The sequence below is a fragment of the Janthinobacterium sp. GMG2 genome (genome assembly GCF_033949445.1).
In the GTDB taxonomy this organism is placed as follows: domain Bacteria; phylum Pseudomonadota; class Gammaproteobacteria; order Burkholderiales; family Burkholderiaceae_D; genus Janthinobacterium; species Janthinobacterium aestuarii.
In genome coordinates, this window is the sequence record NZ_JAXAWA010000001.1 from 723424 (window position 1) to 742985 (window position 19562).

The 19562-nt window shown below is 64.7% G+C and carries 14 protein-coding genes and 1 tRNA gene; 9 read left to right on the plus strand and 6 right to left on the minus strand.

Features of this window, described 5'->3' with window-relative positions; translation table 11 throughout:
- Window positions 1-121: 121 nt before the first annotated feature.
- The 4 genes from SKZ59_RS03280 (at window position 122) to SKZ59_RS03295 (ending at window position 5215) form a co-directional block, all read left to right on the plus strand.
- On the plus strand, window positions 122-2605 hold the full coding sequence (locus SKZ59_RS03280; RefSeq protein ID WP_319990810.1) for an alkaline phosphatase D family protein: 2484 nt from the start codon (window positions 122-124) through the stop codon (window positions 2603-2605).
- A gap of 258 nt (window positions 2606-2863) precedes the next feature.
- Window positions 2864-3784: a DMT family transporter gene (locus SKZ59_RS03285; RefSeq protein WP_319990811.1), complete on the plus strand. Its 921-nt coding sequence runs from the start codon at window positions 2864-2866 to the stop codon at window positions 3782-3784.
- A 28-nt stretch (window positions 3785-3812) separates the two neighbouring features.
- Window positions 3813-4202 carry a methylglyoxal synthase gene (locus SKZ59_RS03290; RefSeq protein WP_092608131.1) on the plus strand — a complete coding sequence of 130 codons (390 nt, stop codon included), beginning with the start codon at window positions 3813-3815 and terminating at the stop codon, window positions 4200-4202.
- 23 nt (window positions 4203-4225) lie between these two features.
- Entirely contained in the window at window positions 4226-5215 is a 990-nt protein-coding gene (locus tag SKZ59_RS03295; protein WP_319990812.1) for a quinone oxidoreductase, read from the plus strand.
- A gap of 311 nt (window positions 5216-5526) precedes the next feature.
- Here SKZ59_RS03295 and SKZ59_RS03300 read toward each other — a convergent pair whose 3' ends face one another.
- Window positions 5527-6156, minus strand: a complete 630-nt coding sequence (locus SKZ59_RS03300; protein ID WP_072455660.1) for a DUF4136 domain-containing protein — start codon at window positions 6154-6156, stop codon at window positions 5527-5529.
- Window positions 6157-6354: 198 nt separating this feature from the next.
- Between SKZ59_RS03300 and pepN the strand changes: the two genes are divergently transcribed.
- The 3 genes from pepN (at window position 6355) to SKZ59_RS03315 (ending at window position 10347) form a co-directional block, all read left to right on the plus strand.
- Complete coding sequence (gene pepN, locus SKZ59_RS03305; protein WP_319990813.1) at window positions 6355-9009, plus strand: aminopeptidase N; 2655 nt, start codon at window positions 6355-6357, stop codon at window positions 9007-9009.
- Between the two features lie 143 nt (window positions 9010-9152).
- Window positions 9153-10154, plus strand: coding sequence for a class 1 fructose-bisphosphatase (locus tag SKZ59_RS03310; protein ID WP_034747152.1), 1002 nt, complete (start codon window positions 9153-9155; stop codon window positions 10152-10154).
- A gap of 117 nt (window positions 10155-10271) precedes the next feature.
- Window positions 10272-10347: transfer RNA gene (locus SKZ59_RS03315), tRNA-Thr, on the plus strand.
- Between the two features lie 68 nt (window positions 10348-10415).
- On the opposite strand, the gene SKZ59_RS03320 is transcribed toward SKZ59_RS03315, so the two are convergent.
- From SKZ59_RS03320 to SKZ59_RS03335, 4 genes are all read right to left on the minus strand, one after another.
- On the minus strand, window positions 10416-10835 hold the full coding sequence (locus tag SKZ59_RS03320; RefSeq protein WP_319990814.1) for a cupin domain-containing protein: 420 nt from the start codon (window positions 10833-10835) through the stop codon (window positions 10416-10418).
- 77 nt (window positions 10836-10912) lie between these two features.
- Window positions 10913-11740 (minus strand): AraC family transcriptional regulator, encoded by an 828-nt coding sequence (locus tag SKZ59_RS03325; protein ID WP_319990815.1) that lies wholly within the window; start codon window positions 11738-11740, stop codon window positions 10913-10915.
- An 83-nt stretch (window positions 11741-11823) separates the two neighbouring features.
- Complete coding sequence (locus tag SKZ59_RS03330; RefSeq protein WP_319990816.1) at window positions 11824-12906, minus strand: porin; 1083 nt, start codon at window positions 12904-12906, stop codon at window positions 11824-11826.
- A 16-nt stretch (window positions 12907-12922) separates the two neighbouring features.
- On the minus strand, window positions 12923-14797 hold the full coding sequence (locus SKZ59_RS03335; protein ID WP_319990817.1) for an amidohydrolase: 1875 nt from the start codon (window positions 14795-14797) through the stop codon (window positions 12923-12925).
- A 244-nt stretch (window positions 14798-15041) separates the two neighbouring features.
- Between SKZ59_RS03335 and SKZ59_RS03340 the strand changes: the two genes are divergently transcribed.
- Window positions 15042-15740, plus strand: coding sequence for a YoaK family protein (locus tag SKZ59_RS03340; RefSeq protein WP_319990818.1), 699 nt, complete (start codon window positions 15042-15044; stop codon window positions 15738-15740).
- A 6-nt stretch (window positions 15741-15746) separates the two neighbouring features.
- On the plus strand, window positions 15747-18827 hold the full coding sequence (locus SKZ59_RS03345) for a two-component regulator propeller domain-containing protein (protein WP_319990819.1): 3081 nt from the start codon (window positions 15747-15749) through the stop codon (window positions 18825-18827).
- Here SKZ59_RS03345 and SKZ59_RS03350 read toward each other — a convergent pair.
- The gene (locus SKZ59_RS03350) at window positions 18801-19433 is read right to left on the minus strand and encodes a response regulator (RefSeq protein WP_034747178.1); all 633 of its coding nucleotides are present in this window, start codon (window positions 19431-19433) and stop codon (window positions 18801-18803) included. The two genes, SKZ59_RS03345 and SKZ59_RS03350, sit on opposite strands and share 27 nt — an antisense overlap.
- Between the last annotated feature and the right edge of the window lie 129 nt (window positions 19434-19562).

The window sequence follows — 19562 nt, forward strand, 5'->3', positions numbered from 1 at the left end:
GTTCAATTGTGGCCGACATTTTAGCATATCGGCCCCTTGGCAAGCGGCATGGCCCCGTCATCAGGATGACACAATCTGTTGCTAAAGTGACGCGCTTTCACCATATCGAGGGCGCGACATCATGGCAAGTCAAATGGACAGGCGGCAATTTCTGAAATTGGGCGGCTTCATTACGGTCTCCGTGGCCACCGCCGGCCTGGCCGCCTGCGGCAGCACCGATTACAGCGATCCTGGCGTGCCGCTCGCTTCGGGCGGCGACTGGAAATTCCCGCAAAGCGTCGCGTCGGGCGACCCGCGCGCCGACAGCGCCATGCTGTGGACGCGCGTCGTGCCCGCCAGTTTCGATGCCGTCGCGCCCGCCGTTGCCGGCAAGTCCGACGTGGCCGTGCGCCTGATCGTCAGCGCCAGCGACAATACGGCCGCCCTGGGCAGCAACACGGCCCTGGCGGGCACGCCCATCGTCGATGCGAAATTGCCATTGAAAGCCGATTTCGACAATACCTTGCGCCACAAGGTGACGGGCTTGCAGCCTGGCCAGGTGTATTTTTACCAGTTCATCGCCGGCGACGTGCGCTCGAACGTGGGCCGCTTCAAGACGGCGCCCGCCGCCACGGCCGACGTGCCGCAGCTGCAGTTCGCCTACCTGACGTGCCAGGACTGGAGCATCAACCACTGGGGCGCGCTGTCGCACATCGCCGCCAATGAAAGCCTCGATTTCATCGTCCACCTGGGCGACTACATCTATGAAACGGTGGGCGAAGCGTTCCAGAGCGGCGCCGTGGAAAGCCGCCACGACCAGCTGAAACTGCCCGACGGCACCTTCAAAAGCGGCGCGTCCGGCGCCAAATACGCGACCACGGTGGCCGATTACCGCTACCTGTACAAGAAATACCGCACCGATGTGCGCCTGCAAGCCGTGCACGAGCGCTTTGCCTTCATCGCCGTCTGGGACGACCATGAATTCACGGACGACGCCTGGCAGGACGCGTCCACCTACGAAGGCATCGTGGCCGCCGACGGCTCCGATCTGCATCAGCCTGCCCGCCGCCGCAGCGCCAACCAGGCGTGGTTCGAATACATGCCGGCCGACGTCACGTTCGATAGCGCCGCGACCACGTTCCAGAATATCCAGATCTACCGCGATTTCCAGTTCGGCAAACTGATGCAGCTGGTGATGACGGACGAGCGCCTGTACCGCGCCGACCATGCGATCGCCGAGTCGACCATCAACCCGGCCACGGGCAAGCCGCTGGGCAGCATCGGCAGCCGCTACCTGGTGCCGCAAGCGCTGTTCGACAGCGTGGAAGGACAGAAAATGGCGGCCGCCACCAAGGCTGGCGCGGATCCGCTGGCCTCCGTTGGCATGCTGGGCAGCACGCAGCGCGACTGGTGGAAAAGCAAGATGAAGGCGGCGACCTCGACCTGGAAACTGTGGGGCAATGAAGTGTCCTTGCTGCGCATGGGCTTGAATGGCACGGATGCGATCGCCACCTTGCTGGCGTTGAGCGCCATGAGCAAGGTGGGCCAGGCCATCGCCAGCACCCTTCCTTTGGTGGGCGGCAGCGTGCCGCTGGCGTCCGCCATCGTGGCAGCTTCCACGGCGGGCGCGGCGCAAAACGTGGCGCAGGCGGCGGCCATGGCCATTGCCGGCGCGGCAGCGAACGCCAGCGCCCAGGGCGCCGCTGCCGTGGGCGCCGGCTTGAGCGCGGTTCAGGCCGGCATCACGGTGGCCGCCTACAACAGCGCTTCGCCGGCCGCCGCCGCGCAAGTGATCGCCTTTGGCTGGATCAAGCCCGACGTGCAGGCCAAGGGCGCCGGATCGAGCTTTGTCGCCGCATCGGGCCAGCAAGCGGCGCTGGCGCCGTTCTTCACGCGCTTCCTGCTCAATTGCGACCAGTGGGATGGCTACAACAGCGAGCGCAAGAACCTGATGTCGCACCTGAAAACCAATGCCATCGGCAACGTGGTGGCGCTGACCGGCGATATCCACTCGTTTTTTGCGGGCACCGTCAGCGACGATTTCGACGCGGCAGGCGGCGGCACGCCCGTCATGGTGGACCTGGTGTCGGCCGGCGTCAGCTCGGACTCCTTCTTCAGCTACCTGAAGTCGGCCGCCGGCAGCATGGGCGATATCGGCACCCTCGTCAGCTACCCGCTGGCCATTCCCGTTACGGGCCTGGGCACGGTCAATCTCGACGTCAACCTGCTCGACTACACCATGGGCAAGGCAGCGCCCACCGTCGACAGCCTGCTCGAGCAATTGCGCGTGCAGTTGCGCGGCGCCCTGGCCGCCAAGGGCGTTCCGGAAGCGCAACTGGACGCGACGGTCGCTGCCGTGCAGGCTGGCTTGAAAGCGAGCACTGACTTCAGCACGACCCTGCTGGGCCTGGCGCAGCAATTGTCCGGCCTGGGCAACAACCCGTGGATCAAGCATCTGAACACGGATGCGCAAGGCTACACGGTGGTGACTTTGACACCAGGCAAGCTGGTGGCGCAGTTCAAGCAGGTGAATAAACTGATCGGCACGGCGGCGCCGGCGAACGTGATTGCACGGGTGACGACGGCGACCGTGACGGCGGGCGCGGCGGCGGTGGTGGTCTCCTAAATGCTGCACTGGGATGTTGTCGGGTTACGCCCTTTGGGCTAACCCGACCTACGCCACTGCGCCAACGGCATAGGCGTTGTAGACGTAGGTCGGATTAGCGCGGCAAAGCCGCGCGTAATCCGACAACATGGTTGGCGCGGCTGGTGGTCTTTGCTTGCTATGTGGCTGTTGTCGGGTTACGCCCTTTGGGCTAACCCGACCTACGCCACCGGCATGGGCATTGCAGCTTCCTTTCGCTTTTGCCATTACAATCTGGACATGAGCTCCAGTTCCCCGCAAGCAACCCCATCTTCGCTTCCCCGTTCCGTCTACCTCGGTGGCCTGGCCATCGCCGTGGGCGGGGCGGTGCTGTTTTCCACCAAGGCCATCGTCGCCAAGCTGCTGTACCGCTACCAGATCGACGCCGTCACCCTGATCGCCTTCAGGATGATTTTTTCGCTGCCCGTGTTCGCCGTCATCGCCTGGTGGAAGATGCGCACGGAGCCGCCGTTATCAAACAGCGACCGGCTGCGCCTCGTCGGGCTGGGCCTCGTCGGCTACTACCTGTCCAGCTACCTGGATTTCCTGGGCCTGCAATACATTTCCGTGGGACTCGAGCGATTGATCCTGTTCCTCACACCCACGTTTGTGCTCCTGATTACCACCGTGTACTTCAAGCAGAGCATCAGCCGCTTGCAGTGGCTGGCCTTGTTCACGTCCTACTGCGGCATCGTGCTGGTGTTCGTGCATGACTTGCAGGGCGGCGCCAGCAATGTGGCGCTGGGCTCGACCCTGGTGCTGGGCTCGGCCTGCTCGTATGCCGTGTATCTGCTGGGATCGGGTGAATTGGTGAAACGCATCGGCTCGATGCGGCTCGTTTCCTACGCGATGTGCGTGGCCAGCTTTGCCTGCATCGCCCAATTCTTCATCCTGCGCCCCGTCGAACTGCTGATCCAGCCCATGCCCGTGTATGGTTTGTCATTGCTGAATGGCATCTTTTGCACGGTGATGCCCGTCTTCATGACGATGATTGCCGTCGAGCGCATCGGCGCGCCCGTCGCTTCGCAAGCGGGCATGATCGGCCCCGTGTCGACCCTGTTCCTGGGCGCCATGATTCTCGATGAACCGATCACCAACTGGCAACTGGCGGGCACCAGCCTGGTATTGGCCGGTATTTACTTGCTGTCGAAAAAGAAATAATTCATCCACCCACTGAAAAGTCCTCACCATGAAAACACGCATCGCCCTGATTGCCCACGACAAGAAAAAAGATGACATGATTACCCTGGCGGGCGAATACCTGGATTTTTTGAAGGGCTGCGAACTGTCGGCCACGGGCACCACGGGCGGGCGCCTGATCAACGAGCTGGGGCTGGCAGTCGAGCGCAAGCATTCGGGCCCGTTCGGCGGCGACTTGCAGATCGGTTCCCTGCTGGTGGAAGGCTTGATCGATTGCGTGATCTTCCTGCGCGACCCGATGACGCCGCAGCCGCACGAGCCGGACATCAACGCCCTGGTGCGCGCCTGCGACGTGCACAACGTGGCGTGCGCGACAAATCTGTCGTCGGCGCACCTGGTGCTGTCGCAACTGCAGGCGCGGGCCAACGCGGCCGCCTGATTCACCCAGACAAGGAGATGAGCATGAGTGCAACGATTACCACCAAAGCTATCCGCGTACAGCGCACGGGCGGCCCGGAAGTGATGGAATATGTGGACGTGGAACTGCCGCCGCCCGGTCCCGGCGAGGCGCGCGTCAGGCACGAGGCCATCGGCCTCAATTTCATCGACGTGTATTTCCGTACGGGCTTGTACCCGCAGCCGCTGCCCAATGGCCTCGGCGTCGAGGGCGCGGGCATCGTCGAGGCGGTGGGCGAGGGTGTCACGGAAGTGAAGGTCGGCGACCGGGTGGCGTATGCGGCGCGCATCAATGGCGCGTATGCGCAGCAGCGCAACCTGCCGGCGGCCCTGCTGCTGGTGCTGCCCGAGCGCATCGCTTTCGACACGGCCGCCGCCATGATGCTGCAAGGCTTGACGGTGCAATACCTGTTCCACCGCACGGTGGCCCTGAAGGCGGGCGACACCATCCTGTTCCACGCGGCTGCGGGCGGCGTGGGCCTGATCGCCTGCCAGTGGGCGAAGGTACTGGGCGTGAACCTGATCGGCACGGCCGGCTCCGATGAAAAGGTGGCGCTGGCCAAGGCGCACGGCGTGGCCCACGTCATCAACTACAACACGGAAAACTTCGTCGAGCGCGTGCGCGAGATCACGGGCGGCAAGGGCGTCTCCGTCGTCTACGATTCCATCGGCAAGGATACGTTTACGGGCTCGCTCGACTGCCTGGCGCCGCTGGGAATGATGGTCAGCTTCGGCAACGCGTCCGGTCCCGTGCCCGCGTTTACCCTCGGCGAATTGGCCTCGCGCGGCTCGCTGTTCCTCACGCGCCCGGCTCTGTTCAGCTATGCGTCGAACCGCACGAACCTGGAAGAGATGGCGACCTCGCTGTTCGGGGTCGTCAGTAGCGGTGAAGTGCAGATCGAGATCAACCAGCGCTACAGCCTGGACAATATCGCCCAGGCGCACACGGACCTGGAAGCGCGCAAGACGACGGGCTCGACCATCATCGTGCCATGAGCGGCGGCAGTGACGGTACGCCGAAATTCGGTCGCCTGCTGATCGTGCTGTTATTGGCCGTCGCCCTGATCGGCGCGCTGACCTTTGCGGCCGAGGCGTATTATTCTTAGGAATGAAATGCAGACATGAAAAACCCGGCTGAGGCAGCAATGCACAAGCCGGGTTTTTTTTAAGCATACTTCAGACTTTCCGCGCCTGACAAAACCGTAGCGAGCGGAAGGGAGCTGCGGTCGAGAAGCGCAACTGTACGAAGGTACAGTGAGCATCGCAGGCCGTAGATCGCGACGCGCAGTAGGTTTTGGCTGGCGCTCTCAGTCCACCTTGACTTCGACTTTACGGGGTACGCCGCTTTGGCCGGGGAAGTCGGCAAAGGCGCTTGCCACCATGGCCGGCATCACTTGCGACGTGGCGCGCTTGTTGCTTGTCGATTGCACGGTCACGTCGTACAGTTTCTTGCCGTTGCGGTCATTGATCGTGATGCGCAATTCGCGTTCGTATTTATGGCGCACGCTTTCTTCGAGGTCCAGCGGACCATACCAGTAGGGGTTGTAGCCGAAGCGGCCATAGCCTGGCCAGGCGCCGTAACGGTAGCCGTAGCGGCCAGGCCAGTAGCCTGGACCATACCAGAATGGATCGGTGGCTTGCAGCACGCGCTCAGGATAGTCGACGGTCGAGAAATTCATCGCTACGCGCAAATTGGCTGCCGCAGGGCCGGAAGCTTCGCCAAAGCCGTGCTTGGCAAGTTCCGCGCGCACCAGGTTCTGGTAGCTGCGGTATTCCAGCGTATCGTTTTCCGCCGCTGGCGCTTCAAACGCATACGATTTGTCCTGTAATTGCGCAGGCCACTCATGGAAGACGGTGACATCGCTGCGTATGGTGGTGGCGCATCCGGTCAGCAACACGGTCAATGCGGCCATCATGATGGTGAGATAACGTTTCATTGCATGACCTCCTGATTAGTAGACACAATTCATCGCTTAGTATTATAAGAATAGTTCTATTTGTTTCTATTCATTATTACAGAATGTTACCGAGCATGTCGGCGTGTAAGGGAATCCAACATTCCTGAGCCGAATCGCGACTATCGGGGGCTGGTGTTGGTAAAATAGGCTTTTGCCTCCGCTCCCACCCAAATCCCTATGCGCACAGACAGCCCTCAGACGATTTACCGCAAAGATTACACGCCGCCCAGCTTCCTGGTCGACAGCGTCGAACTTGGTTTCGATCTTGATCCCGCCCGCACAGTGGTGGCGAGCCGGATCCATATGCGCCACAACCCGGCCAGCGCCAGCCGCAGCATTGAATTGCACGGCGAACATATCGAACTGGTGATGGTACGCCTGAATGGCAAGGTGCTGAAGCCGTCGCAGTACAAGCTGACGGCCGGCATGCTGACCATCCCCAAGGCGCCGGACGAGGTGCTGCTCGATATCGAGACCGTGCTGGCGCCGCAGGACAACACGTCGCTGTCGGGCCTGTACGTATCGAACCATAATTTCTTTACGCAGTGCGAAGCGGAAGGCTTCCGCCGCATCACCTTCTTCCCGGACCGTCCGGACGTGATGGCCAAATACACGGTCATGCTGCGCGCCGACAAGGAACAATATCCGGTGCTGCTATCGAATGGCAACCTGATCGAAGAGGGCGACCTGGGCGACGGCCGCCATTACGCCAAGTGGGAAGACCCGTTCAAGAAGCCGTCCTATTTGTTCGCGCTCGTCGCCGCGCGCCTGGTGTGCCAGGAAGAGCGCTACACCTTGAAGTCGGGCCGCGAAGTGCTGCTGCAAGTGTGGGTGGAAGACGGCAACCTCGATAAGACCGATTACGCCATGCAGTCGCTGAAAAACTCGATCCGCTGGGACGAGGAACGCTTCGGCCTGGAGCTTGACTTGGACCGCTTCATGATCGTCGCCGTGGGCGACTTCAACATGGGCGCCATGGAAAACAAGGGCCTGAATATTTTCAATACCAAGTACGTGCTGGCCAATTCGCGCGTTGCCACCGACGTCGATTACGCGGGTATCGAAGCTGTGGTGGGCCACGAATACTTCCACAACTGGACCGGCAACCGCGTGACGTGCCGCGACTGGTTCCAGCTGTCGCTGAAGGAAGGCTTGACGGTCTTCCGCGACCAGGAATTCTCGGCCGACATGATCGGCACGGACACGGGCCGCGCCGTCACGCGCATCGACCAGGTGCGCACCCTGCGCCAGGCGCAGTTCCCTGAAGATGCGGGCCCGATGGCCCATCCCGTGCGTCCCGACTCCTTTGTCGAGATCAATAACTTTTATACGGTCACCATCTACGAGAAGGGCGCCGAAGTGGTGCGCATGTACCAGACCCTCGTGAGCCGCGACGGTTTCCGCAAGGGCATGGACCTGTATTTTGAGCGCCACGATGGCCAGGCCGTCCAGTGCGACGATTTCCGTGCCGCCATGGCCGATGCGAATGGCCGCGACTTCACGCAATTCGAGCGCTGGTACAGCCAGGCCGGCACGCCGATAGTAAAAGCCTCCACGCGCTATGACACGGCCAGCCGGACGTTCGAGCTGACCCTGGCGCAAAGCTGTCCCGCCACGCCGGGCCAGGCGAAGAAACTGCCGTTCCACATTCCCGTCACCGTCGGCTTGCTGGCTGCCGATGGCCGCGACCTGCCGCTGCACGTCGATGGCGTGGCAGCTGATGGCGCCACCAGCGTCGTGCTGGAATTGACGCAGGCGTCGCAAACTTTCCGCTTCACGAACGTGGCGGAAGCGCCCGTGCCGTCGCTGCTGCGCGATTTTTCCGCACCCGTGGTGCTCGAATACGGCTATACCGATGCCGAGTTGCTGCACCTGTTCCGCCACGACAGCGATCCCGTCAACCGATGGGAAGCGGGCCAGCGCCTGGCCATGGAGCGGCTGTTGAAACTGACGGGCGCAGTCGCCGCCGGCGAGACCCTGGCGCTGGACGACACCTTCATTGCAGCGCAGCGCGCCTTGCTGGCCGACGACACGCTCGATCCTGCCTTCCGCGAGCTGGCCCTGATCCTGCCGTCGGAAACCATCATCGCCGAGCGCATGGCGCAAGTCGACCCGCAGGCGATCCACGCGGCACGCCAGTTCATGCGCCGCACCATCGCGGCAGCCCTGAAGCCTGAATTGCTGGCGCAGTACCACGCCAACCAGACGCCGGGCGAGTACAGCCCGGACGCCTTGTCGGCCGGCAAGCGCGCGCTGAAAAACCTGGCCCTGTCGTATCTGCTGATCGCGCCTGAAGCGGCGGAGCTGGACCTGGCGCGGCTGCAGTTCGACAATGCCGGCAACATGACAGACCGCGCCGCGGCGCTGGCGGCGCTGATTCATTCCGGCTCGCAGCCGCACGCGCAGGCGGCGCTGGCCAGCTTCTATGCCGACTTCGAGAACGAAGCGCTGGTGGTCGACAAGTGGTTCGCCATGCAGGCGGCCACGCCAACGACCGACGTGCAAGCCGTGCGCCAATTGATGACGCATCCGGCCTTCACCTTGAAAAATCCGAACCGCGCGCGCAGCCTGATCTTCAATTTCACCAATGGCAATCCATCGCAATTCCATGCGCAGGACGGCAGCGGCTACGCTTTCTGGGCCGAACAGGTCATCGCGCTCGACGCCCTGAACCCGCAAGTGGCTGCCCGCCTCGCGCGCTCGATGGACCGCTGGCGCCGTTACGTGCCCGCGCTGCAAAGCCCCATGCGCGACGCGCTGGAAAAAGTCGCCGGCCAGGCCAGTTTGTCGAACGACGTGATGGAAGTCGTTTCCAAGGCATTGGCAAATTGACGGCTGTCGGATTATGCCCTGCGGGCTAATCCGACCTACGCGCATGCATGGGCATTCATCATTTTGTAGGTCGGCTTAGCGCCAGGGGCGCGTAAGCCGACAGGCACCGAACGAGACGTATTTAAAACTAACGAAGGGGTTTCATGAAACGCATCAGTCTTACGCAATACCTGGTTGAAGAGCAGCGCTCGAACAACAGCATTCCGGCCGAACTGCGCCTGCTGATCGAAGTCGTCGCGCGCGCCTGCAAGACCATCAGCCACGCCGTCGGCAAGGGTGCGCTCGGCGAAGTGCTGGGCACGGCCGACACGGAAAACGTGCAGGGCGAAGTACAGAAAAAACTCGACATCATCTCCAACGAGATCCTGCTCGAAGCGAACGAATGGGGCGGCCACTTGGCGGCCATGGCGTCGGAAGAGATGGAATCGATCCACCCGATCCCGAACCGCTATCCGAAGGGCGAATACATGCTGTTGTTCGATCCACTCGATGGCTCGTCGAACATCGACGTCAACGTCTCGATCGGCACCATTTTCTCCGTGCTGAAGGCGCCGGACGGCATGGGGCAGCCGACCGAGCAGGACTTCATGCAGGCAGGCAGCAAGCAAGTGGCGGCCGGCTACGCCGTGTACGGCCCGCAAACCATGCTGGTGCTGACCTTCGGCAATGGCGTGAACTGCTTCACCCTGGACCGCGAAATGGGTTCGTGGGTCCTCACGCAAAGCAATATGCAGATTCCGCCGACGACGAAGGAATTCGCCATCAACATGTCGAACGCGCGCCACTGGCATCCGCCCGTGAAACGCTATGTCGACGAACTGCTGGCCGGCGACACTGGCCCGCGTGGCACCAATTTCAATATGCGCTGGATCGCCTCGATGGTGGCCGACGTGCACCGCATCCTGAACCGCGGCGGCATCTTCATGTACCCGGCCGACCTGCGCGACACGTCGATGCCGGGCAAGCTGCGCCTGATGTACGAAGCGAACCCGATGGCCTTCATCGTCGAGCAAGCGGGCGGCGCGGCCACCGACGGCCAGCAGCGCATCATGGACATCGCCCCGCACAAGCTGCACCAGCGCGTGCCCGTGTTCCTCGGCTCGAAAGACGAAGTGGCCCGCGTCACGGCCTACCACGCTGAGTAAAAAAACCGCACTTTTCCACGATTTTCAGCGGCCCGCAGCCAGGCCGCTAAAAAAATGCAAAAAAGTTCGCGTTGACACTAGCAAATTTTGTGCATTGTTTGTAGAATGTGGGTCTTCGCCGTTGTAGCTCAGTTGGTAGAGCAGCACATTCGTAATGTGAAGGTCGCCAGTTCGATTCCGGCCAACGGCACCAAGTTTCATCAGAAAACCCGCTTACTTGCAAAAGTCAGCGGGTTTTTTGTTATTTGTCGCTTTCCTGTTTCAGATCCACTGGTCGTTCTGCACCGTGCGTTCCCCCGCGCCGCCGTCGCCCGTGTTGACCACGCCGCGCGGTTCGATCAGCAGCAGCCTCGTTTCGGCAAGGGCGCACGGCTTGTGCTCGACACCCTTGGGCACCACGGCCAGCTGGCCGGCAGTCAGCACGATGGCGTGTCCTTCCGCATAGCCAGGACCGCGCACGGCGATGCGCAATTCGCCGTCCAGCACGATGAAGGTTTCATCCGTGTCGGCGTGCCGGTGCCACTGGAATTCGCCCAGTACCTTGACGACCTTGAATTGGTAGTCGTTCATTTCGGCGATGACGCGCGGTTGCCAGTGCCCGTCGATCAGGTCGATCTTGCCTGCCAGGTCGATGGATTGGCCCTGGCCGCGCGTGGTGGTGGTAATGGTAGTGTCTGGCATGCTGTGCTCCGTTCAAGTGGCGATGCAGCGAGAATACGCAGGTGCTTGCCGGCCGTATTGAACGATCGTGGGTGTTTTCAGCCCTTGCTGGCGCCGCCAGCGTAACGCAGCCAGCGGCCGGGCGTGATTCCATGGGTTTTCAGGAAATGCCGCGTCATGTGGCTCTGGTCGGCAAAGCCTGCGGCCATGGCGGCCGAGGCGAGCGTGCTGCCAGCCAGCAGCAGGCGCCGCACCATCTCCAGGCGCCGCATCGTCAGATAGCGGTATGGGCTGGTGCCATAGAAAACGCGAAAGTCATGCGACAGGCTCCAGCGGTCGCGTCCCGTCGCCGCTTCGAGTTCCTCCAGGGTGACGGCGCGCGTGCAGTGCGCTTGCAAGTAGTCGCGCGCGCGCCGCGCCGCCAGGAAATCGCCTTTTGGACGCTGCGCCGGCGTGCCGGCCGCCGCCGCCAGCGCATGCGCCAGTTCGGCCAGTGCCTCGCTCTGTTCCAGCGCTTCGAGCGGGTGGCCGTCGTGCGGCAGCAAGGTTGAAGTGGCCGCCGCCAGGCGGGGATCGGTCGACACGCCGCCCTCGATGAAGGGCAACGCGCGTCCGCCCAGCACGTCCTGAAACAGCGCCGGTTCGATATACAGCATGCGGTAACGGAAGCCGGCGTCGGTACCCGCCTGGCCATCGTGCGCCTCGTCGGGATGCAGGATCATGGTATTGCCGGGCAGGCTGTCGCGCTGGCCGCGGCGATAGCTGAAACGCTGCACGCCGGCCAGCGTGCGGCCGATGGCGTAGGTGTCGTGGCGGTGCATGGCATAGGCCTTGCCCTGGAACCACGCCTCGATGCGTTCGATTCCCTGTACCGGTTCGGCGCACTTGACCCAGTCGCCAAGTGCCGGCGCTGATGCTCGCTTCATGGTGTCTGTTCGCAGATGCCTGCCCTGGTTGCGGAACGAAGACTGTACGCGCCGCGTGCAGGCCTGTCCACGAAAACCGTGCCTCAGAAGTTGTGCTTGATGCCCAGCGCCACGCCCGACAAGGTGGCGCCCGTCGTTTCCCCATCGCGTCCCAAGCTGTTGATGGCAAAGCCGGCGATGCCGTTGCGGCCGTTGGCCAGGCGCGTGTAGTAGGCATACAGGCTGCTGCGTTTCGACAGCTGGTAGTCGTAGCCGATGGTGGCGTGGGTGGCGCCCGTGCCGGCTCCCGCGCGCACGGTGCCGATGGTTTCCAGCGCGCTGCCGCTGGCGCTTTGCGCGTGGGCCAGACCGACACGCAGGCCGTGGCGGCCGAACTGGCGCGTGGCGGAGGCATACACCGTGCGCCGGCGCAGCTCTCCCGTCGCCGTGGCATAGCGCAGGCTTTCCAAGGCTAACGCCAGCTGCGTGGCGCTGTCGATCCGCCACGCGATGGCCAGCTTGCTGCCACGGTCGCTCAAGCCTCGTCCCTGGTAGTCGCGGTGCTCTTCCAGCGCCACGGTGGCGTACAGGGAGCCGCCGTCGTAGAGCAGGGCGGCCGACGTCAGTGCCGGATGCGCACCGTTGGCCGGCCGTTCTTCCGCCATGCCGCGCGCCACGCGCAGCGACCAGCCCTGCCACTGCGGCGTCCAGTAATGCACGCTGTTCTGCTGGCGCCGGTCGAACGAATACGTGTTGCTGGTATTGTTTTCGGTCGCGCCCGCGCCGTTGCCCATCAGGCTCATGTAGCCGGCCGTGGTGGGATAGAACGGGTCGAGCGCGGAGGTGGCGCTGTTGTAGGGCAGGGTCCAGTTGCCGGCAAACAGCGTGCCCCACGGCCCGGCGATGCCGGCACGCGTGTCGCGCGCGGCGATGGAACCTGCGCCCGTGTCGGGCGACAAGGTACCCTCGACCTGGAACAGCGCCTGCCAGCCGCCGCCCAGGTCTTCGCTGCCGCGAAAACCGAATACCGAGCGGTTGTTGGACAGGCGCTGCACGCTGTCGCCGCTGCCGGACGAGCGCAGCGCTTCGAGCGCCACGTTCAGGCGGCCGTACAGCTGCACATTTTCCTGTGCCGTGGCGGGCAGGGCCGCTGCCAGTGCCAGGGCACCGGCAGCGCATGAAAACACGCGCGCCATACGCACCTCAGAACGCAAAGCAGCTGCACCCCAGCGCGCCCCAGAAGCCGGAGTGGCTGGACACGGGCACGGAACTCTTGCGCGCCACGTCGTGGGCGTGGGCGTGCACGCCGCAGGCGCCCTGGCACTGGTGCTGCTGCATGACGCTGGTTTTTTGCGGCGGCGCGGCGCGGTAGTGGCCGGCCACGTTTTTCACGGGCGACCAATCGGGCAGCACGGGAATGGCAGGCGGCGCCAGCTTGGTAAATTCCGCCTGGCCGTAGACGATCTTGCCGCCGACGATGGTAAGCACGGACTCAATCGACTTGATCGCCTCTTCATCGATGCTGAAGAAATCCGCGCTCAGCACGGCCAGGTCGGCCAGCATGCCTTCCTGGATGCGGCCCTTCTTGCCTTGCTCGCTGGAGAACCAGGCGCTGCCCGCCGTCCACAGTTCCAGCGCCGTGTCGCGCGACAAACGGCTGCCCGCGTCGTACAGGCGCAAGCCGCCCACCGTGCGGCCGGACACCAGCCAGTACAGCGCCGTCCACGGGTTGTAGCTGGCGACCCGGGTGGCGTCCGTGCCGCCGCCCACGGGTACGCCAGAGGCAAGCATGCGGGCGATGGGCGGCGTGGCCTTGGCCGCTTCCGCGCCGTAGCGGTCGACAAAATATTCGCCCTGGAAGGCCATGCGGTGCTGAATGGCGATGCCGCCGCCCAGCGCCTTGACCCGGTCGATGTTTTTCGGCGTGATGGTTTCGCAGTGGTCGAACATCCAGTGCAGGCCATCGAACGGGATATCGCGGTTGACCTTTTCAAACACCGTCAGCATGCGCTCGATTGATTCATCGTAGGTGGCGTGCAGGCGGAAGGGCCAGCGTTTCGACACCAGGTGGCGCACGACCTTTTCCAGTTCGTCGTCCATGCCGGGCGCCAGGTCCGGGCGCGGCTCGAGGAAATCCTCGAAGTCGGCGGCGGAAAACACGAGCATTTCGCCGGCGCCGTTATGACGGTAGTAATCGTCGCCCTGGCCTGGCGTGACCATCTCCGTCCACTTCTGGAAGTCTTGCAGTTCCGCGCCCTTGTTTTGCGTGAACAGGTTGTAGGCGATGCGTATCGTCAGCTGCTCTTTTTGCGCCAGTTCCTCGACCACCGCGTAGTCTTCCGGATAATTCTGGAAGCCGCCGCCCGCGTCGATGGCGCTGGTCAGGCCCAGGCGGTTCAGTTCGCGCATGAACTGGCGCGTGGAATTGACTTGCAATTCGCGCGGCAGGGTTGGACCCTTGGCCAGGGTCGCATATAAAATCATGGCGTTCGGACGCGCGATCAGCATGCCGGTGGGATTGCCGGCAGCGTCGCGCACGATTTCGCCGCCGGGCGGGTTCGGCGTATTTTTATCGTAGCCGACCACGCGCAGGGCGGCGCGGTTGAGCAGGGCGCGGTCGTACAGGTGCAGGATGAAGACGGGGGTGTCCGGTGCGGCCGCGTTGATTTCATCGAGGGTCGGCATGCGCTTTTCCGCGAACTGGAATTCGTTCCAGCCGCCCACCACGCGCACCCACTGCGGGTTTGGCGTGCGCAGCGCCTGTTCCTTCAGCATGCGCAGGGCGTCGGCCAGCGACGGCACGCCTTCCCAGCGCAATTCCAGGTTGTAGTTCAAGCCGCCGCGGATCAGGTGCAGGTGCGAGTCGTTCAGGCCGGGAATCACGGTGCGGCCACCGAGATCGATCACACGGCTGTCGGGCGTGCGGTGGCGCATGACGTCATCGGCATCGCCCACGGCGAGGAATTTGCCGTCGGCGATGGCCACCGCGCTCGCTTGCGGGCAGCTTTTGTCGACGGTATGGAAGCAGCCATTGAGCAGTATCAAGGGTGCGGCGGCGGGGAGGGTGTGTTCTGGCATGGTGCAGCTCCATGGTTGCGGTGCGGGGAGGGCCGGCGTGCGCGGCGCGAAAGTCACGTCGGCCAGTGTAGCTGGCGTTCCGTGTTTGAACACGGGCCAAAAGATCAGGTGAAGCGGGCCGCACTGGCCGAATGGCGGGGGCGGCGGCCGGCCGCATGGCTTACCATGCAGGCAGTGGCGCCGGGGCGCTTCCCTGGCGCGTTTTTTGTTTTTTAGTGCATTGCACGGTATCGGGAGTCATTCGATGGATCAGCCACCACACAGCCGCTTGTTCGGCACCAGCCTGGGATTTTTAGCCGGGTATGTCGATACCCTGGGTTTTATTGCCCTGTTTGGCCTGTTTACGGCCCATGTCACGGGCAACTTCGTGCTGATCGGCGCCGCCCTGGCGGACGCATCGCGCGTGTCCATCCTGTTGAAGTTTCTCGCTTTTCCCGCCTTTATCGCCGGCGTGGCCATCACGCGCCTGATGGTGCTGGCCGTCGAGCGCCGCGCCGGCCCGTCGCTGACGCTGGCCATGCTGCTGCAGTGGGCCTTGCTGGCCGGCTTCATGGTGTTTGGCATCCTGGCCGAACCGATCGGCAAGGACGTCAGTTCCATGGCCATGGCGGCGGGCTTGCTGGGCACGGCCGCCATGGGCGTGCACAGCGCCACCAGCCGGCTGCTGCTGGCGCACCTGGCGCCCACCTCCATGATGACGGGGAACGTGACGCAGATCGTCATCGACACCGTCGACGTGCTGCGCGGCGCGGCCGATGCCGCCACCCATGCGCGCTGCGGCAAGTTCTTCTGGCCGCTGGCAGCCTTCGCCCTGGGCGCCATCGCGGCCGCCTTTGCCTACCTGGCTTTCGGCTTCGTGGCGCTGGCCGTGCCCTTGCTGCTGCTCGCCGGCCTGATCATCGTGCAGCACCGCAGCGGCCACGCGGCCGTGCCTGCCGCCTGACCGGCCGTGCGCCTGACCGTCCTGGCCGCGCTGTGCTGGCTGCCCTTGCTGCTGCTGTTCAGCCCTCCCGGGCTGGCCATCGACGCGGCGCGCGGCATCCACCAGCTGCAGCACACCAGCTGGACGTCCAGGGATGGCGCACCGGACGATATCAGCGTCATCGCCCAAGGGGGCGACGGCTTCCTGTGGCTGGGCACCCATTCGGGCCTCGTGCGTTTTGACGGCCTGCGTTTCGCGCCCTTGCGCGCGCGCCAGGGCGCGTTTCCCGATACGGTGACCCTGGCCCTCAAGCGCGCGGCCGATGGCGGCATGTGGGTGGGCTGGCAAGTGGGTGGTATCAGCCATGTCAAGGATGGCTTGGTGCGCAATTACGGCGAGGCGCAGGGCGTGCGGCCCGGTTCCATCTGGGGTTTTGCCATCGACGGCACGGGTGCCGTGTGGGCCGCCGGCGTGGCCGGGGTGTCGCGCTTCGACGGCCAGCGCTGGCAGGCGATGGGTCCGGCGCAGGGCTACACGGCGCAAAAAGCCTCGGCCGTGTTCGCGGACCGCGACGGCAGGCTGGGCGTGTTCAGCGAAAGGGGCCTGTTTATCTGGCAGCCGGGCCAGGCGCGCTTTGCGCCGCCTGTGGGCCGCCTCGACTTGCGCGCGCCGCCGCAGCAGGGACCGGACGGCCGCCTGTATCTGCTGGAGCTGCGCGGCATCCGCATCATCGACTCGCTCGAGCGCTACGACCAGCTCGACCATCGCTGGATCTACCGCGATACGAGCGGCACCAGCGGCAGCATGCTGGTCGACCGCCAGGGCACCTTGTGGTTCGACAGCCAGTTCGGCCTGCACCGCACGCGCAGCGCCGGCGCGCTGGAGCCGCAACAGCTGGGCATCAGCAGCGACACGGAATCGTTCCTGCCCCGCGACGGCTTGAGCAATGTGCTGATCGGTTCCCTGTGCGACGACAATGAAGGCAATGTCTGGGTTGCCACGTATGCGGGCCTGGACCGCTTTCGCCAGGCCGCGCCCGTGATCCTCAGCGCGCGCGCGGGACCCGAGGCGCCCGAAGCCTTCCGCGCGCAGCAGCTGTCGCCCGGCACGGGAGGGCGCATGTGGCTGTCGCGCGAAGGCGATGCGCCGCTGATGCTGGCGGCGCCCGACGGCAAGGTGCTGCGCGCGCCCGCGCTGGGACCGATCACGGCCATCATGGCGGCGCCGGGCGGCATCCGCGTCGGCACCCGCGCCGGCCTGCTGCGGCTCGATGGCGACGATGGCCGCGTGCTCGAGACGATTGCCTATCCGCCGGAAGCGGCCGCCTTGAAACGGGTGCGCATGGCCGTGAACGCACCCGACGGCAGCCTGTGGGCGATTTTCAGCGGCGCCGGCGTGTTCCAGTACGCGGACGGCGCATGGCGGCGCGAACCAGCCTTGCCCGAGGGCGGGCGCAAGGTGCCGCTGGCGCTGCTGACCGATGCGGACGGCCGCCTGTGGCTGTCCTATCCGGACGGCAGCGTGGCCGTGCTGGACGGCGGGCGCCTGGCCAGCTATGGTCTCGCACAGGGCCTGGACCTGGGCAAGGTGCCCGCGCTGCTGGAGACGGGCGGCCAGCTGCTGGCGGGCGGCCAGCATGGCCTGGCGCTGTGGCGCGGCGGGCGCTTCGTGCCGCTGCGCGCCGCTGCGCCCGGCGTTTTCGATGGCGTGGTCGGCATGCTGCGCGCGCGCGACGGCAGCCTGTGGCTCAATACGGGCAATGGCGCCGTGCGCGTGGCCGCGGCCGAAGTCGCCCAGGCTCTGCGCGACCCGTCGCATCCCATGCAGGCGCAGTTGTACGATGGCGCCGATGGCTTGAACGGCAAAATGAGTTTGCTGCATAACGACTCGATTGCCGAAGCGGATGATGGCAAAATCTGGTTTTCGCGCCAGAGCGCGACCTTCTGGATCGACCCGCGCCAGCCGGTGCCGCCACTGCCGGCGCCGCAGGCCGAGATCGGCGCATTGATGGTCGATGGCGAGAACATCGCCGCCGCCGATTATGAGCGCCTGCCGGCCGGCACGCGCGACGTGCAGTTCGCCTATAACGCCAGCAGCCTGGGCGCGCCGTCGCGCCTGCGCTTCCGCTACCGGCTGGAAGGCTATGACAGGGACTGGCAGCATGCGGACGAGCGGCGCCAGGCGCAATACACGGGCCTGGGGCCGGGCAGCTACCGCTTCCAGGTGATGGCCATCAATGGCGACGGCGTGGCCAGCGCGGTGGCGCAATTGCCGTTCCGCGTGCTGCCCGCCTTCTACCAGACCTGGTGGTTCCGCAGCCTGTGCGCGGCGGCGCTGCTGGCGGCCGCGTATGGCGTTTGCCGCTGGCGGCTGGGCCAGCATGCCGCGCGCCTGCAGGCGCGGATGGAGGCGCAGCAGGCCGAGCGCGAACGCATCGCGCGCGAACTGCACGATACCCTGCTGCAGGGCACGCAGGCGATGATCCTGCACTTTCACAATGCCAGCATGGCCATCGCCGAGGATGATCCCGCGCGCGCCGCCATGCTGCGCGCGCTCGACGACGCCGACCGCATGCTGGGCGAGGGGCGCGACCACGTGCACGACTTGCGCGCCGGCGACGATGCCGGCGCCCGCTGGAGCGCCATCCTGCAGCGCGAAGGCGAACGGCTGGCGGCGCAGCACGGCATCGTCTTCCGCTATGCGGAGGAAGGCGAGCCGCGCATGCTGCATGCGCGCGCCGCGCATGAAATCTACCGCATCGCCAGCGAAGCGCTGCGCAATGCCTTCCAGCATGCGCGCGCGCAGGTGGTCGAGGTGGCGGTGCGCTATGCGTGCGGCGGCATTGAACTGCTCGTGCGCGATGATGGCCAGGGCTTGCCGCCCGTGGTGGCGGCCAATGGACATATTCCCGGACACTGGGGCATGCCCGGCATGCGCGAGCGCGCCGCCAGGCTCGGCGCGCGCCTGTCCGTGGGCGGGCGCGACGGAGGCGGCACGCAGTGGCACCTGCGGGTGCCGGCGCGCCGCGCCTGGCCGGTGGCGCACGGCCCGCTGCGCCGCTGGTGGCAGCGCTGGCGCCGCTCAGGCGTCGAGGATGCCGCGCCGTAGCGCGATGGTGACGGCATGGGTGCGGTCCCTGGCGCCCAGCTTGGCCAGGATAGTGCTCATGTGCGCCTTGACGGTTTCTTCCTTGATCTGCAGCAGAGCGCCCGTTTCGCGGTTGGAATTGCCTTGCGCCACCTGTTTGAGTACGTCCAGTTCGCGGTTCGACAGCACGTCGCTGCAGGCATACAGCGCCAGCTCCGCCTCGATCTCGGGCGTGATGTGGCGCCGCCCCGCGTGCACGTTCTGTATCGCCGCCAGCAATTCGTGGCGCAGCGCGCTTTTCAGCACATAGCCGCAGGCGCCCGCGCGGATGGCGCGCAGCACTTGCGTGTCGCCCTTGTAGGTGGTCAGCACGATGATGCGCGCCTGCGGATGGCGCGCGCGGATGGCGCCGATCGCGTCGAGGCCGCTCATGACCGGCATCTGCAAATCCATCAGCGTGACATCGGGCAGCAGCGCGTCAAATTGCTGCGCCGCCTGCTGGCCATCGGTCGCCTGGCCCACCAGCACCACGCCAGGAAAGGCGCGCAGCAGGGCCGCGATGCCGTCGAGCAGCAACTGGTGGTCGTCGGCGATGAGGACGCGTATCGGTGCCGTATCGCTGCGCATGATGTTGTCTGGCAAAGAAGAGTTATCGATCAAGAGTCGTCGGAACATGGTAAGCAAAAGGTATTTTACCGCAGCGCTGGCCCTCCTGTAGGAGCTATTTCCCAGAGGCAATCAACATGCCAGCCTATA